At 42.1% G+C, this 14,918-nt stretch carries 16 protein-coding genes and 1 riboswitch; of the genes, 2 read left to right on the forward strand and 14 right to left on the reverse strand.

Going from position 1 to position 14,918, the window contains the following annotated elements; all coding sequences use genetic code 11:
• Positions 1-113: 113 nt before the first annotated feature.
• Both RCH61_RS04450 and eno read right to left on the reverse strand, forming a co-directional pair.
• A complete protein-coding gene (locus RCH61_RS04450; protein ID WP_306480002.1) occupies positions 114-557 on the reverse strand; it encodes a C-GCAxxG-C-C family protein in 444 nt (147 codons plus the stop codon).
• A gap of 229 nt (positions 558-786) precedes the next feature.
• Entirely contained in the window at positions 787-2,067 is a 1,281-nt protein-coding gene (gene eno, locus RCH61_RS04455; protein ID WP_306480003.1) for a phosphopyruvate hydratase, read from the reverse strand.
• A gap of 186 nt (positions 2,068-2,253) precedes the next feature.
• Here eno and RCH61_RS04460 point away from each other — a divergent pair, with 186 nt between their 5' ends.
• Complete coding sequence (locus RCH61_RS04460; protein ID WP_306480004.1) at positions 2,254-3,093, forward strand: YitT family protein; 840 nt, start codon at positions 2,254-2,256, stop codon at positions 3,091-3,093.
• 58 nt (positions 3,094-3,151) lie between these two features.
• Here RCH61_RS04460 and RCH61_RS04465 read toward each other — a convergent pair whose 3' ends face one another.
• The 6 genes from RCH61_RS04465 to RCH61_RS04490 form a co-directional block, all read right to left on the reverse strand.
• Positions 3,152-3,643: a GNAT family N-acetyltransferase gene (locus RCH61_RS04465; protein WP_306480005.1), complete on the reverse strand. Its 492-nt coding sequence runs from the start codon at positions 3,641-3,643 to the stop codon at positions 3,152-3,154.
• 61 nt (positions 3,644-3,704) lie between these two features.
• Positions 3,705-4,406, reverse strand: coding sequence for a cell wall hydrolase (locus RCH61_RS04470; RefSeq protein WP_306480006.1), 702 nt, complete (start codon positions 4,404-4,406; stop codon positions 3,705-3,707).
• A gap of 514 nt (positions 4,407-4,920) precedes the next feature.
• Positions 4,921-5,490 carry an ECF transporter S component gene (locus RCH61_RS04475; protein ID WP_306480007.1) on the reverse strand — a complete coding sequence of 190 codons (570 nt, stop codon included), beginning with the start codon at positions 5,488-5,490 and terminating at the stop codon, positions 4,921-4,923.
• A 140-nt stretch (positions 5,491-5,630) separates the two neighbouring features.
• Positions 5,631-5,768: riboswitch (FMN riboswitch) on the reverse strand.
• Positions 5,769-6,027: 259 nt separating this feature from the next.
• Entirely contained in the window at positions 6,028-6,561 is a 534-nt protein-coding gene (locus tag RCH61_RS04480; RefSeq protein ID WP_306480008.1) for a hypothetical protein, read from the reverse strand.
• On the reverse strand, positions 6,552-7,208 hold the full coding sequence (locus tag RCH61_RS04485; protein ID WP_306480009.1) for a J domain-containing protein: 657 nt from the start codon (positions 7,206-7,208) through the stop codon (positions 6,552-6,554). The genes RCH61_RS04480 and RCH61_RS04485 overlap by 10 nt, the downstream gene beginning before the upstream one ends.
• Positions 7,205-8,041 carry a DUF5685 family protein gene (locus tag RCH61_RS04490; RefSeq protein ID WP_306480022.1) on the reverse strand — a complete coding sequence of 279 codons (837 nt, stop codon included), beginning with the start codon at positions 8,039-8,041 and terminating at the stop codon, positions 7,205-7,207. The genes RCH61_RS04485 and RCH61_RS04490 overlap by 4 nt, the downstream gene beginning before the upstream one ends.
• Positions 8,042-8,342: 301 nt before the next feature.
• Here RCH61_RS04490 and RCH61_RS04495 point away from each other — a divergent pair, with 301 nt between their 5' ends.
• A complete protein-coding gene (locus RCH61_RS04495) occupies positions 8,343-8,906 on the forward strand; it encodes a biotin transporter BioY (RefSeq protein WP_306480010.1) in 564 nt (187 codons plus the stop codon).
• A gap of 375 nt (positions 8,907-9,281) precedes the next feature.
• On the opposite strand, the gene RCH61_RS04500 is transcribed toward RCH61_RS04495, so the two are convergent.
• The 6 genes from RCH61_RS04500 to ilvB all read right to left on the reverse strand — a co-directional run bounded on the left by RCH61_RS04500 (position 9,282) and on the right by ilvB (position 14,908).
• Entirely contained in the window at positions 9,282-10,460 is a 1,179-nt protein-coding gene (locus tag RCH61_RS04500; RefSeq protein ID WP_306480011.1) for an ABC transporter substrate-binding protein, read from the reverse strand.
• Positions 10,461-10,570: 110 nt separating this feature from the next.
• Positions 10,571-11,233 carry an ABC-2 transporter permease gene (locus RCH61_RS04505; RefSeq protein WP_178006433.1) on the reverse strand — a complete coding sequence of 221 codons (663 nt, stop codon included), beginning with the start codon at positions 11,231-11,233 and terminating at the stop codon, positions 10,571-10,573.
• Entirely contained in the window at positions 11,230-12,081 is an 852-nt protein-coding gene (locus RCH61_RS04510; RefSeq protein WP_178006434.1) for an ABC transporter ATP-binding protein, read from the reverse strand. The genes RCH61_RS04505 and RCH61_RS04510 overlap by 4 nt, the downstream gene beginning before the upstream one ends.
• A 3-nt stretch (positions 12,082-12,084) precedes the next feature.
• A complete protein-coding gene (locus RCH61_RS04515) occupies positions 12,085-12,456 on the reverse strand; it encodes a GntR family transcriptional regulator (protein ID WP_178006435.1) in 372 nt (123 codons plus the stop codon).
• A 207-nt stretch (positions 12,457-12,663) separates the two neighbouring features.
• Positions 12,664-13,173 carry an acetolactate synthase small subunit gene (ilvN, locus tag RCH61_RS04520; RefSeq protein ID WP_178006436.1) on the reverse strand — a complete coding sequence of 170 codons (510 nt, stop codon included), beginning with the start codon at positions 13,171-13,173 and terminating at the stop codon, positions 12,664-12,666.
• A 16-nt stretch (positions 13,174-13,189) separates the two neighbouring features.
• Positions 13,190-14,908, reverse strand: a complete 1,719-nt coding sequence (gene ilvB / locus RCH61_RS04525; RefSeq protein WP_178006437.1) for a biosynthetic-type acetolactate synthase large subunit — start codon at positions 14,906-14,908, stop codon at positions 13,190-13,192.
• Positions 14,909-14,918: the final 10 nt, after the last annotated feature.

Consider the following 14,918-nt stretch of genomic DNA (forward strand, 5'->3'; position numbering starts at 1 on the left):
CTATTACTTTGCTATTATACAATCGGCAGAATAAGTTTTCAATGTTATTTTTTTGAATGTTTTGTACTTATTTTATTCATTTTTGTTCATTTTTCTATTATTTTTCTGACAGACTATTGCTTGTTTGCCAGATAAGTTTCCGTCAATGCTACTGCATCCAAGATACACTGATCACAGCTTACTCTAGGTTTTCCGTCTGCGACGCCTTTCAATTCGCGGCAATAATACGTTCCGTTTTTCTCTTTAAATTTATTTGCATATTCTTTTACTTTCTTATATGTATCCGCTTTCGTAAGTTTTCCGTTATCAGGATTTCCAACACTGTTATCCAATCCCATTACCATAAACATACCGGTAACTGCACCGCATATATCCATCATCCCCATACCGAAACCGAACCCTTCCGAGATCCGAAACATCGTCTCTTCATCTACTCCAAACTCTTCGCAGAAAGAACACGCCACAGCCTGAGCGCAATTATATCCTTTCTTATGATACTCTAAAGCTTTTTTTGCTCTTTCATTCATTTCTTGCATTTCCTTCATTTCTGTACTCATTTTTTACTCCTTTTCATCTGATTCTATCATACTGTTTCCGACTTTCAGTCTGCATATTGCCACGGCTGCCGCCATCTATACTCTCTTAATCACGGTACAGACAGCGTCTCGCCGAATTACTTCCGCGTAAAAGTATAACAGGTGAAGAAAAGATATGCAACCATTCCTGCGTCTTCACCTGTATAGCTTTCACTGTTTCGCCTCTCTGTATGCCTTTTTTCTGCCGTTCCTACAGTTTCTCCTTCTCTCCGATCTGCTCCTCGATGCGCAAAAGCCTGTTATATTTTGCAACCCTTTCAGACCGACACGGAGCTCCTGTCTTAATCTGCCCGGTATTAAACGCCACAGCAATGTCTGCGATAATCGTATCTTCTGTCTCCCCTGAACGATGCGACACAATCACATTATAACCTGCTTCCTGCGCCGTTTTGATCGTCTCAAACGTCTCAGTTAAAGTACCGATCTGATTTACTTTAATAAGGATTGCATTTGCCGCTCCAAGTTCGATCCCTTTCCGAAGTCTCTTAGCATTTGTAACAAAGAGATCATCCCCTACAAGCTGGACTCTGTCTCCGATCTTCTTCGTAAGCTTCTGCCATCCTTCCCAATCTTCTTCGTCAAGAGGATCTTCGATTGAAAAAATCGGAAATTCTTCAACAAGTTCCTCATAATAGGAGATCATTTCTTTCGTTGTCCGCACGACGGGTTCTCCTTTCTTTCCTTCCCCTGCAAAAACGTATCCGCCTTTTTCTTCGATATAAAGTTCTGACGCCGCCACATCAAGAGCAATCATAATATCCCGTCCCATGCGGTATCCTGCTCGCTCTGCTGCATCTCTTATCGTTCTGAGCGCTTCTTTCGTATCTGCAAGTTCAGGCGCAAAACCACCCTCGTCTCCAACGCCTGTCTGAAGCCCCTTTCCTTTCAGTACTGCCCGCAGCATATGATAAATTTCCGCACAGATACGCAGCCTCTCCCGAAAAGAAGTTTCCCTGACCGGTACAATCATAAACTCCTGTATATCCAACGGATTATCGGCATGTACGCCTCCATTTAAAATGTTCATCATCGGAATCGGCATTTTTTTCGCCTGAACCCCGCCCAAATAACGATACAGCGGAAGATTCAGTCCTTTTGCCGCCGCTCTCGCCGATGCCATAGACACTCCTAAGATCGCGTTTGCACCGAGATTACTTTTATTCTCTGTTCCATCAGCTTTACAAAGGGCACAATCTATTGCTTTTTGATCGAATACATTCATTCCGATCACAGCTCTTGCAAGACAACTGTTCACATTTTCGACTGCCTGCTCTACGCCTTTCCCTCCATAACGCTCTCCCTGATCGCGAAGCTCTGCCGCCTCATATTTTCCTGTAGAAGCGCCTGACGGAACGGCAGCGCGTCCGATGACATTTTCCCCTGCAAGCACTTCTGCTTCAATCGTAGGATTTCCCCGTGAATCTAATATTTCCCTTGCAAATATATCCCGAATCAACATCTCTTTATCCATTTTCTGTCTCCTTACCTGTTTTCTTTCTTGCAACTCTTTTATTAGTACATTATTTCCGCATTTTCCTACTTAATGCGTTGACTTTTCACATTTAGAATATTACAATTCGTTTAGAGTTGATCGACTTACCAAAAGAGTCGCTTCCATCTTGAACAGGTCAAATTTTTACTTCGGGAGAATTCAAAAATGAACAGATTGAAACACTTCTTTATGCTTACATTCAGTACGCTTCTGATCGCATGCGGAACGTACTTTTTTAAATTTACAAACAATTTCACTTTTGGCGGAATCACCGGTCTCGCTGTTCTTGTTGCTAAAACCGGACTCATTTCAGCCGGAGATTTCAACTTTATCGCAAGCATGCTCCTGCTCATCATCGGAATGTTTATCCTCGGGAAAAAATTCGCCGCAACTACTGCTTACTGCAGTATTCTTCTTTCCGTTTCGCTCTCGGTATTAGAAAGGCTTTTCCCTATGAACGCTCCTTTTACCGATGAACCGATGCTGGAATTATGCTTTGCCATCGCGCTGCCTGCTCTCGGATCGGCAATTTTGTTTAACATTGGGTCTTCCAGCGGCGGAACAGACATCATTGCCATGATCCTTAAGAAATATTCCAGCTTCGATATCGGAAAGGCATTACTCATTTCAGATGCATTGATCACAGCCGCAGGTTTTTTCATTTTCGACATAGAAACCGGACTGTTTTCCCTGCTCGGTCTTTCTATCCGCTCTTTTATGATCGATACGTTCATCGAAAGCTTTAACTTGTCCAAATATTTTAACGTCGTATGCGACAATCCCGAGCCAATCTGCGATTATATCGTACATACGCTGGGACGAAGCGCAAGCGTATGCCTTGCAAAAGGTGCGTATTCCGGCAAAGATAAATATATCATCCTGACAGCCTTAAACCGGATGCAGGCAGTCCATCTGCGCAACTTTATCCGCGAAAATGACAAAGAAGCCTTCATCCTTATCTCAAATACAAGCGAGATCATCGGAAAAGGCTTCCACAGTGTATAAAACAGCGGTCAGTCTCTGCTTCTGCCGACGACTGACCGCTCATAATATAGCGATAGATTTACAACTCGTGATAATGTGGAATAATATCTTCATAATTCCCATCATTCATTTCAAAGCCTCCGGGAATTATTCCCAGCCGGACAAACCCGAGCTTTTCATAAAGTTTCAATGCACTCTCGTTGCTTTTCACAACCGCATTAAACTGCAGAATACGAAATCCAGCTTCTTTTCCCATCTTCATACAGTGCTTTACAAGCAGCTCTCCTACATGCATTCCCCGCATCTGCTTTTGAACTGCAAAACTTGCATTACATATATGACCGCATCTGCCGATATTATTCGGATGCAGAATATACATTCCGACAATGTTTCTGCTCTGCTCGTCATAAGCAACTCCGGTAAATGTCTGCTCTTTAAAAAAGGCATCTCCTGATTCTTCCGTAAGCATTTCCTTCTGCGGAAACGCCTTCCCGTCTTTTACGACTTCGTTCCAAATTGCAATCGTTTCTTTTACATCCTTCGTTTCATACTGTCTGATCTTGATGTTCACCTTTTTTCCTTCTTTCGTATCTACACTTTGTATTTTCTTTATCTATTTCCGCGCCCTGCGATTAGTGAAAGAAATGATCTCCAATCTGCAATCCCCAGTTTCCGTTCCCAAACGAAAGACAGTCGCCAACCGGATTGCTTCCTGCAAGAGCATCTGCCGCAGCCTGCATCGCTGTCTGCGTATATCCGCCTGATGCAAGAACAGAATCAAGCCATCCTGTCATCGCCGGTCCAAACTGTCCCGACTGATAGATTACTTCACTGATCGTATTCGGATAAGAACCGCTTCTTACACGATTCATTACAACAGCGCCAACTGCAACCTGACCTTCGTAAGGCTGATTTCCCGCCTCGCAGTAAATAAGAGCGGCAAGAAGTTCCTGTTCCCCTGCCATAACATTCGCCGCTTCTGACTGCATTGTCTCCTGCGCTGCCGCCTGCATCGCCTGTTCTTCTGCGATTCTGGCTTCTTCCGCCAGCCTTGCTTCTTCTGCCCGGATTGCCTCTTCAATACGGACAGATTCTGTTTTCCACATATCCCCTGCCGTTTGAACGCCTTTTGAAATTTTTTCTGTTCCTTTGATGACGCCGATCGTATCATCTGCCACTATGCTGCTGACCTGAACAGCCGTTTCGCTTCCTGCATAACTAAAATTCTCAACAGAATTCCGGTTTCCCACAGGGCTTGTGAATCCAGTAAGTAACATGACACTTGACACTGTAATGTACAGCGCCGCAAAAATTCTTTTTTTATTATAATTCATATACTCCTCCTCGTAAACATTTGCAATATCTTCACAATATATTTTTAATAATTCCCTTTTAAAATATATGTTTTGTTTTCATGTTTATTACAGATATTACAAAAATGTTACGAACGAGATTGTACTACAAAGAATCGAAGTTGTCAACTTTTTTCTTTCTCTTTTTTTCGTCACCATTTTTCATCTTCTTTTTCCAGGCTTTCTCCAATGTTTTTTTCGATATTTTTTTAATATTTTTTTCAATATTTTTCTAATATATTTTCTGATCTTTCAAGCATGATCCCAAAGCAATTATTCTGCTCCTATAAGTACACATTACCTAAACGTTTAAATTAGACAAAAGCAAAATTTCCTATCCGATTCAATCACCGGAAGCTCCAAAAGGCGCATTCCTGGATTGCAAGCGGTCGCCAAGGTCTTGATCAAGCCCGTACTTAGGCTCGTCTCCAGTCAAAAAAGTCCCGTCTGTTTCCCCGCATAAAGCGAAGACACAGACAGGACTTTTTCCCGAAAATTATTTGCGGAGAAAACCCGCGATCCGTTTATACAAAAGGAAAGTAACTGCCCCGTTAATTCCTGCTTTTACCACATTGAAACCAACAATAAACGGCATCAGATCCCACACTACATCTCTTGGCACTCCCATAAACATCGGAGTGATCACCAAATTGGCTCCAACCATAGTGATTGCCATAGCTACCGTTCCGGCAGCCAGACCAAACACGGCTGTTCCACGAGTCTTTTTTCTGTTGTAAATTGTTCCCGATACAACAACAAGAACCCCCGTAGCGATCATGTGCATCAAAATACCATACAATCCGCTTCCTGCACTCACCGTCAGCCCCTGCACAACAGCCGTTACAACCGTCAAAACAAGTCCCGCCGTCGGTCCGAACGCAAACGTTCCGATCAAAATTGAAATGTCCGCCGGATCATACTCCAAAAACGGTACTGCCGGAAAAATCGGGAAATGCACAAGGTATACCATCGCTACCGATATCGCTACCATAGCGCCCAATTTCGCCATTTTCATCGTTTTCTTCTTGTTCATTACTGCATTCATTGTTCCTGTTTCTTCTTTCATTTTCCTTCTCCTTTTTTCCGTCTCTGCGGTTTTATGAAAAAGGTGATCTTCATTTTTTTACAACAAAAAATCCCGAACTTACCACGTTCGGGATAAACTGCAGTTGTGTAACTTATCGATCTTATCTGCTCAATAAGCGGCACTTTCTTCTCTCATCCAGACTGTAACTGTCGGTATCGGAATTCTTCCTTTAAAAGAAAGTCACCGATTCCACCGCATTGCTGCGGGTCGCGGACTATACCGCCGGTTGGGACTTGCACCCGACCCCGAAGATCGTATTCCTTTTTACGTTATCAATTATAAAACTGTCCTTTTGTATTTTCAAGGATTTTTTCTGCAATCTATTATTTTTTCTGTTTTTCATACTTGATTCAAAAGTTGCACACATTTTCTACACATTTTCTGTATATACTAAAAGTGTTCTCAGATGAGAACACTTTTTCATAAACTTTTTCCCCCATGAGCCGCAGAAATGTGGCTCATCCTTTTTTTATTCTGATTACTCGAAGCAAAGAAGATCCCGCATCTTTTCTACCCTTACGACATCACTCTTGCACGCATTTTTCCCCAAATATAAACTTGAACATAATCATAGGCTTTATCGTAGATAAGCAGACCAATCTGCCCGGCAATAATAATCACCGTCAAAACTGTTCCTGATACCGCTTTTGTAAACAGCATATTTCGAAAGATCAGAACAATCGGAATATACACAATATTAAAAATCACATATTTCGAAAGAAGAAAGACTGCTTTGCTCTTCTCCTGTCTCACATGCGCCGTAATCTGTCTCCAGGCAGCCTCTCTCCCCCATATGTAAAATCCCATCGCTGCAAATGTAAACACATAAAACTTATTCGGCGCTGCAGCAAATCCGAGTATTACTCCTGCCACATAAAACGCCGCCCCGGTTCTCAGACCAAATTCCCGGACAACAATCCCTACAAAAAAAGATGCCGCCGCAAGCAGAAACAGCGTACTCGTCTCAATCACACTGCCAAGTACCATGAAGATAACTGTCAGCGCCAAAAGAAGTCCGCCAAACGCCATTGTCTTTGCCTTTACATGCATGAACACAAATCTCCTCCCATACATTCACACAACGAATCTGCAACAAACAAGTCACAGCACATATTTCCTGTACCGCACGGAGTTGTGCCGCTGCTATAGCCGTTGCCATAAGAACTGTTCTGATAACGGCTGCTCGTATAATTCAACTGATTCAAAAGTTGTCTGTACTGCATATTGTTCGGTTCCATATTCACTGCCTGCGCCGCATGATCTCGCGCAAGCACATTATTTCCAAGACCCGCATTCGCACAGCCGCTTAAGTAATACCAGATTGCAGAACGCTCATTTATCTGGTCAAGCGTATTGAGCGCCTCACGAAATCTTCTGCTGTTGATATAATTCACAGCCGCCTGAAGTCTCGGATCCTGCTGCGCACTCTGATAATTTGCGCCGTATCCATTGTAAGAAGAACTTCCTGACGAAGAGCCGTATCCGTAAGAATATCCGCCGCCCGACGCTCTTTCTTTCATGATCATATCATACGCTTCCTGAACTTGTTTAAACTTTTCTTCTGCTAAATCCGCAAGAGGATTATCAATATTCGCATCCGGATGATACTTTCTGGTAAGATCGCGATATGCCTTTTTTATCTCATCATCCGACGCACTCGGAGAAACGCCGAGCACTTCATACGGGTTATTTATCATTTTTTCTGTTCCTCACTTTTCTTTCTCTGTATCTTATTATAACAATTCCACACTCCATCATACAATATATTCCGCAAAATGTCTATATCCGAAAGGCATGGGAGCTTCTCAAATTCTGCCGTACTCTCTGCAATCATCATACATAAAATCTGTTTCATTTTCTCTTCATATCCGGCTTCCTGTGCAATCTTCTTCAAAGGATTATAACGTCCCTTTTCCATGTCTTTTGGAAGATCTTCATAAGCATCCATCAGATAGATAAATTTTCCCATGAAAAATCCCATTCTGCGAAGCGTTCCTTCCCACTGATCTGTCTTATACAAAAAAAGTTCTTCCATCAGTTTCCCGAAACATCCTGCCGTTTTATCCAAATCCGTGCTCTCTTCCTTTTCACAAACAGACAATTCTTCCAGCGCCGATTGAATCACTTTACTCTGTCTCGGATATTGTTCAACAATCTTTTTCACCTTACCGTGCAGCATCGTTTTCGCTGCCAAGCCGGAAACTTTCCGGTCATCTTCCCAGTCGTCTTCCATATGATAATACGCCATCAAAACATTCATCGCCGCTCCATATGATGTAATCTCATTCGTCAACATCATCTGCTTTTTTACCGGATGCACTTTGCATCGATGCATATCAAGCCTTGCGTCACTTTCATATAGCGAAGATAACAAAATAATTGCGAATGTCATGTCATATGTAAGTGTCATCTGACCTGTAAATCCATACTCCTCTTTCAATACATGACACAAACCACAATAATATGCCTTGTATTTTTTCAAATCTTTTACCTTCAATTCCGGTTCACATACCGTCACATATCCAAACATAAATTCTTCTCCTCGGATGCCGCTTTCCCCGGGTGTCCACCCGCTGCTCACCGCTTGATTCACAGCAGATCTGACATCCTTATTCATATGGCATTATAACATGCATTGCCTCTGCTGTTTATAAAAATATCGTGAATTATAATAGACTCTCGCAAATATAATAGAAGTTTAATTGTAAACCTTTTTTTATTTTTAGTTGACTTTCTTTCTTTTTTCCATTATACTACGATCGGCAGCAATTATGAAAGAAACGTCTCTTCCTTATATAAAGCTGTACATTTTATAACAAAGGAGTAATCTTATGAATCAACCTATCACTGCCGATCAGACAAATACGACACGACAGCTCACTATGATCGGACTTATGACAGCAGTTACATGTATCCTTGGACCTCTTTCCATTCCTCTGCCGTTTAGTCCTGTACCGATCACACTGACAAACTTCGCCGTCTTTCTTTCCATTTATATTCTAGGAATGAAGCACGGGACGATCAGTCTTCTTATTTATCTTGCACTTGGAACAATCGGACTTCCTGTATTTTCTTCTTTTAGCGGCGGACTCGGAAAACTTGCCGGTCCAACCGGAGGATACTTATTCGGCTTTATTTTTCTTGCGCTCATCCACGGGTTTTTCATGCAGCGCTTTCCGAAAAAAACACTTGCCTCCGTTATCGGGATGAGTCTCGGTATGACTGTCTGCTATCTGTTCGGAACGATATGGCTTGCAGTACAGATGAACCTCACCTTTACTGCCGCCCTTGCTATCGGCGTCTTGCCTTACCTGATCGGAGATGCCGCTAAGATCATACTCGCAGCAATTATCGGACCAAAACTTGCAAATACAATACAGAAAATACAGAAATAATTCCATTTATTCTTAATCTCCTGTTTAGAATTTTTCGTATTCTTTTATGATTTAAACATACTTTTGACATATTTGTTCTTTATAATTTAGCCTAGATAGTTGAAAAACAACTATCTTCCCTCATAAAGCCGAAGTGCTTAAAGCACTCGCTTTAACTCTCATTCCTTTAGATAACTATAAAACAACGAAACCCGTTAGCCCTTGTGGTTAGCGGGTTTTCGCTGTCTGCATATTCAACAGTCTGCAATCACCGGAAGTGCCAAAAGACACATTCCGGGATTATAAACGGTCGTCATTCCCAAAAAAAGATCCTGCATCCGCAGGATCTTTCTCAAGTCTTCATAAACGCAAAATTTTGCTCTGTATAATCTTTTCTTACTCTGCCTGAAGGATTTTGTAAACTCCACCCTGAACGATTACAACTGTCGGCTCTTTTGTCGGCTCGCCGTCTTCATTCCATGTGATGGATTTTCCTGTCAGTCCGTCAACTGTGATCTCTGTCATCGCCTTCTTCATCGCATCATTCATTTCAGATATACTCATATCCGGTGTCAGGTTTGCTTTCTCTGCTGCTGCTTTGATTACATATACACAGTCATAAGCATCTGCCGCAAACTGATTCGGAGTTCCTTTGAACGCATCTTTGAAATCAGCTACAAAGGTCTGTGTCTCTTCATCTTCTGCATCTGCTGTAAACGGTGTAAGGAACATCAGATTCTCAGCCAAGGCTGCATCAAATCCGTCTAATGCAAGCAGTCCGTCCATACCGTCACATCCAAACCATTTCGGCGCAAATCCCATTTTGTTTGCCTGTGCAAGGATCAAAGATGCTTCCTGGTAATAAATCGGAAGGAAAACAAGTTCTGCTCCTGCATCTTTTGCTTTCTGAAGCTGAACAGAGAAGTCTGTCTTGCTGTCTGCCGTAAATGCTTCTGCTGCCACAATATCAAGTCCCAGTGACTTTGCTTCTTCTGTAAATTTCTGATAAATACCTGAGGAATATGTATCAGAACTGTTATAAATGATCGCGATCTTATTCGCAAGTTTGTTCTCTGCAATATAATCAGCGGATGCTTTTCCCTGATCAGGATCTGAGAAACACATACGGAATGCATTATCATACTGAATGCTGTCTACCGCTGTTGCAGATGGTGTAAGCTGGAACATGCTGTCCGCATGTGTCTCTTCTACAACCGCTGTACACGGTGTTGAAGTTGTCGTTCCTACTAACATCTGCATTCCCCAGTCTTTCAACGTATTATACGCGTTCACTGATTTTTCAGAATCAGACTGGTCATCCTCAAACTTAAATTCAATCTGATATCCGTTGATACCGCCCGCTTCATTAATCTCATCAACTGCAAGCTGGATACCATTTTGTACCGCCATACCGTAAATTGCCGCGTCACCTGTCGTAGGTCCGATACCGCCGATCTTAAATGTATCTGCATCAGCAGATCCTTTGTCACTTCCGCCGCCGTTTCCGCAAGCCGCCATTGATACTGTCAGAGCCGATACAAGCGCGATACTTGCTGCTTTTTTCCACATTTTCATAACTAAAACTCCTCCTTGCTAACTTACTGTGTTACTATGGTAACTTGCCAAAGAAGTTTTGTCAAGAGAAAAAACAGATTGTGCTCTGTTTTTTATTTGTTTTTATATCTCTAAAATTCTTTCTTTTTTAAAATATGCTGACTGGACAGCCAGGAAACGATCGTAATCCCGATTGCTGCTCCTGCGATGATCAAAATGCCTCCCCAAATCCCCACTTTAGAAATAAGGGTAAAAATCTCTGCTTTTGTCTCTTCCGGCAATCGCTGAAAGCCCTTTACCGCAATCACTGCCACAATCGCCGTTCCACCGAACACGATCGGGATCGCAAAACGGCTTTTCTCTGCTTCGAATTTTAATTTCAACGGGATAAGAATCGCATTCATAGCAAGCATAATAGCTGCGTAAGCGCCATAAATCATAAGAATATCCGCATAACTTCCCTCTGATTCAAAAAATAATATCTGAACTGCTCCTACCAGCGCCCCAATTCCAAAAGAGAGTGCAACTAAAATAAATACAAATAAATATTTTTCATTCACATACTGTTTTCTCGTAATGGGAAGAGTAAACAAAAATGGATAGCCATTATCATATTCATCATAACTGATCGTACTTACCGTAAACATCGTGAAAATGAAAAATGCATATCCGACTGACATATAAACATTTTTCATCACGATTCCCATCGTCGCTCCTACAAATATAAGGATCAAAAATAATGACTTCCCGTTATTTTTCATCAGTTTTATATCTTTAATTAAAAGTCCTCTCACAGCGTTTCCCCTCCTATCATCATCGCAATCAATTCATCCAATGTGCCTTTTTCCACTACAACATTGGGATAATTCTCTATATAATATCGTTTTTCATTTGTCAGACAGGCATATCCATAATGCTCTTTCCTTATTTTCAATAAATATTTGCGGTCTATCTGATCAAATTGATTTTCATCTATCTTCAGCAGACCATATTGATTCAGAAGTACATCCGTCTCCTCATGTAATATAATTCTGCCTTCATGGATCATATAAATGTCATCGCATAAACCTTCCAAATCCGAAGAAATATGAGAACTGATCAAAATAGTTCTCTCTTCATCTTCTTCCATGTATTCTCTCAGAAGATTTAAAATACTTTCTCTTGCCATGACATCCAGACCTGCCGTCGGTTCATCAAGAAGAAGGAACTTTGCTTTATGGGTCAGCGCGCAAAGCACTTTCAGTTTTGCCTTCATTCCCGTTGAAAATTCTCTGATCGTTTTATTGAGCGGAACATCAAACCTGGCACACAGATCCAAAAAGTGTGAACGGTCAAACTCTTTGTAGAGTGACTCCAAAACCGGAACAATATCTTTCACCTTTAAATATCCGCTGAATCCCGAATCCGTCAAAACAATCCCCATCTTTGCCCGATCTTCCACTGTCAGATCCGACGGGTTTTTTCCGAATATGGATACCTCTCCGCTGTCCGCCTGTATAAGACCGAGAAGCGCTTTAAATGTTGTACTCTTCCCTGCTCCGTTTTCACCGACAAGCGCCGTAATATATCCTCTCTTCACCTGCATCGAACAGTTCAGTTCGAAATTATTATACTTCTTTTGTAATTTATTAATTTCCAGCATCGTCTACTCCTCCATGATCAACTCTAACATTTCTCTGATCTGATCGTCTTCCAAGCCACATCCCCGCGCTTTTTCAACCACTTTTTCCAGATCACTTTCCACTTCCCGTTTCAATTCTTCCAAAATACGCTCCTTATTCGAAGCTGTCACATAACTCCCCTTTCCGTGAACTGTCACTGTAAACCCTTCCTGTTCAAGATTGTCATATGCTTTCTTTACAGTAAGAGCGCTGATCTTCAGCTCCTTTGCAAGCGTCCGCACGGAAGGAAGCGCGTCATTCTCTTTCAGATCTCCGCCTGTGATAAGCGATTTGATCTGATCCATAATCTGCTCATAAATCGGTATCATCGATGAACTGTTTATTATAATCTTCATATGTTTCCTCCTCTTTATAAACAGTATATAACAGTATTTAACTGTTGTCAACTGTTATATACTGTTTGTTTTAAAATAATTATAATTGTTCAGATATAACAATCCAAATCAGATATTTTATACGCAAAAAAGGCGAAACCGATCGTTTTTCAACTATCGATTCCACCTTCAGTCCTTTTATTACAAATAATGTATTTTCTTCCCGAATTATCGTTCCATCATACTGATTGATTCGATCCCGACACTTCCTCCGCGGACAACTTCAATCGTTTTAAACTCTTCTTTCATCAGTTTCACAACTGCATCATTTTTCGTAGCAGTCTGAACAAACTCAACAAGAACGCTGTCTTTCCCGTAATCAATCACTTTTGCTTTAAACGTCTCTGCGATCTGGAACACTTCGACTTTATCTTCAGGAGTACATTTAAATACTTTGACATATAAAATTTCTTTCATACGCACAAAGATATCTGTAAAATCAATCACCTTGATCACTTCGACCATTCGGTTCAACTGCTTTTTGATCTGTTCAAATGTTTCGTCATCGCTGACCGTTGCGATCGTCATTCGCGATACAGTCGGATCTTCTGTCGTTCCAACAGTCAGGCTGTCCAGGTTATACGTTTTTCCTGAAAAAAGCCCTGTAATTTTAGAAAGTACGCCGACCTGATTTTCAACATAAAGAGAAATCCATCTTTTTTTCATTTTATTTTCCATTCTCACGCGCTCCTTTCTAACATTCCACGATCATCTCTTCCAATGTACCGCCCGGTTTTATCATCGGATAAACCATCTCCTCCGGATCGATAATAAACTCGATCAGAGTCGGCGTATGTGTATTCTTCTTCGCCTCTTCAAAAGCTTCCTTAATCTCTTCTTTCTTTGTCACACGGATTCCTTTCGCTCCGTAGCTCTCTGCCAAACGCACGAAATCCGGTGTGTATTCCGGCATCTCTTCTCCGTTCGTTCTTCGGAACAACGCCCCTGAACGCAGATTCGTCATTCCGTAGCGCTTCCCATAAAACAGTTTCTGCCACTGACGAACCATGCCGAGATACTCATTGTTAAACACACAAAGGATCAACGGAAGTTCTTCCAAAACAGCAGTCGCAAATTCCTGAATATTCATCTGCATTCCGCCGTCCCCGGAGATTGCGATCACGGTTCTGTCTGGATTTCCGATCTTCGCACCGATGGCAGCCGGAAAGCCATATCCCATCGTTCCAAGTCCACCGGATGTAACAAGCTGTTTCTTTTCCGTTATTTCTGCATACTGTGTCACAAACATCTGATGCTGTCCTACATCTGTCGTAATGATCGCTTCATCAAACTGTCTGTTCATCTCTTCAATAATATCTTTCGGTCCGATCGATCCATGAACTTTCATTGTAAGAGGATGTTCTTCTTTCCATTCTGCGATCTGCTCCAGCCATGACTGTGTATCACATGCTTCCACATACTCTCTCATCTTCGTTACCGCTTCTTTTGCATCGGCAACGATCGGCACATGAACATGAATATTTCTCGAAATAGATGCTGTATCGATATCTATATGCACAATCTGTGCATTCGGCGCAAATTCATGAAGCTTTCCTGTGATCCGATCGTTAAAACGAGTACCGATAGAAAACAGAAGATCACATTCACTCACTGCCATATTCGCGGCATACGCTCCATGCATTCCGAGGTTTCCAATAAACAGCGGGTGATTCGTCGGAATCGCCCCTCTTCCCATAATTGTCGTAACAACCGGAACCTTTGTAATATCAACCACTTCTGTAAACGCCTTGTTCGCTCTTGCAATATTCACGCCGCCTCCTGCAAGAAACAGGGGCTTTTTCGCCTTATTCAACATCTTCAGCGCACGTTTGAGCTGTCCCATATGTACGCTTGTATTCGGCTTATATCCGCGGATATTCACTGCTTTTGGATATTCCGGACTTCCAAGTTCCGCCATCACATCTTTCGGCAGGTCGATCAGCACGGGGCCGGGTCTTCCCGTCCGTGCAATATAAAATGCTTCCTTAATAATCCTTCCGAGATCTTCCCTCTTGCTCACCGTCACACCATACTTCGTAATACTGCGTGTGATCCCGACAATATCCACTTCCTGGAACGCATCATTTCCGATCAAATGACGGGCCACCTGCCCTGTAAAACAAACTAACGGCACACTGTCATAGTTCGCCGTCGCCAGTCCTGTAACAAGATTCGTCGCTCCCGGGCCGCTCGTCACAAGACAAACGCCTACTTTCCCTGTTGTACGTGCATAAGCATCCGCAGCATGTACAAGAGCCTGCTCATGCCTCGGCAAGATTACCTTAATCTCATCCTGCCTGTATAACTCATCACTAATGTCGATCGTGCATGCTCCCGGATATCCGAAAATCGTATCGACTCCTTCTTCTTTTAATGCTCTTACGAGCAGCTTATTTCCTGTAATCTGTCTCAAAATCTTACCT

The organism is Mediterraneibacter sp., from assembly GCF_030825015.1.
Lineage (GTDB): Bacteria > Bacillota > Clostridia > Lachnospirales > Lachnospiraceae > Mediterraneibacter.

Excerpts from the sequence above, each read along its gene's own strand:
- eno (WP_306480003.1), bottom strand. The coding sequence starts at position 2,067 with ATGGATAAAGAGATGTTGATTCGGGATATATTTGCAAGGGAAATATTA.
- RCH61_RS04475 (WP_306480007.1), bottom strand. The coding sequence starts at position 5,490 with ATGAAAGAAGAAACAGGAACAATGAATGCAGTAATGAACAAGAAGAAA.
- RCH61_RS04495 (WP_306480010.1), top strand. The coding sequence starts at position 8,343 with ATGAATCAACCTATCACTGCCGATCAGACAAATACGACACGACAGCTC.
- RCH61_RS04485 (WP_306480009.1), bottom strand. The coding sequence starts at position 7,208 with ATGATAAATAACCCGTATGAAGTGCTCGGCGTTTCTCCGAGTGCGTCG.
- RCH61_RS04460 (WP_306480004.1), top strand. The coding sequence starts at position 2,254 with ATGAACAGATTGAAACACTTCTTTATGCTTACATTCAGTACGCTTCTG.
- RCH61_RS04450 (WP_306480002.1), bottom strand. The coding sequence starts at position 557 with ATGAGTACAGAAATGAAGGAAATGCAAGAAATGAATGAAAGAGCAAAA.
- RCH61_RS04480 (WP_306480008.1), bottom strand. The coding sequence starts at position 6,561 with ATGCATGTAAAGGCAAAGACAATGGCGTTTGGCGGACTTCTTTTGGCG.
- RCH61_RS04490 (WP_306480022.1), bottom strand. The coding sequence starts at position 8,041 with ATGTTTGGATATGTGACGGTATGTGAACCGGAATTGAAGGTAAAAGAT.
- ilvN (WP_178006436.1), bottom strand. The coding sequence starts at position 13,173 with ATGGAAAATAAAATGAAAAAAAGATGGATTTCTCTTTATGTTGAAAAT.
- RCH61_RS04500 (WP_306480011.1), bottom strand. The coding sequence starts at position 10,460 with ATGAAAATGTGGAAAAAAGCAGCAAGTATCGCGCTTGTATCGGCTCTG.
- RCH61_RS04510 (WP_178006434.1), bottom strand. The coding sequence starts at position 12,081 with ATGCTGGAAATTAATAAATTACAAAAGAAGTATAATAATTTCGAACTG.
- RCH61_RS04515 (WP_178006435.1), bottom strand. The coding sequence starts at position 12,456 with ATGAAGATTATAATAAACAGTTCATCGATGATACCGATTTATGAGCAG.
- RCH61_RS04470 (WP_306480006.1), bottom strand. The coding sequence starts at position 4,406 with ATGAATTATAATAAAAAAAGAATTTTTGCGGCGCTGTACATTACAGTG.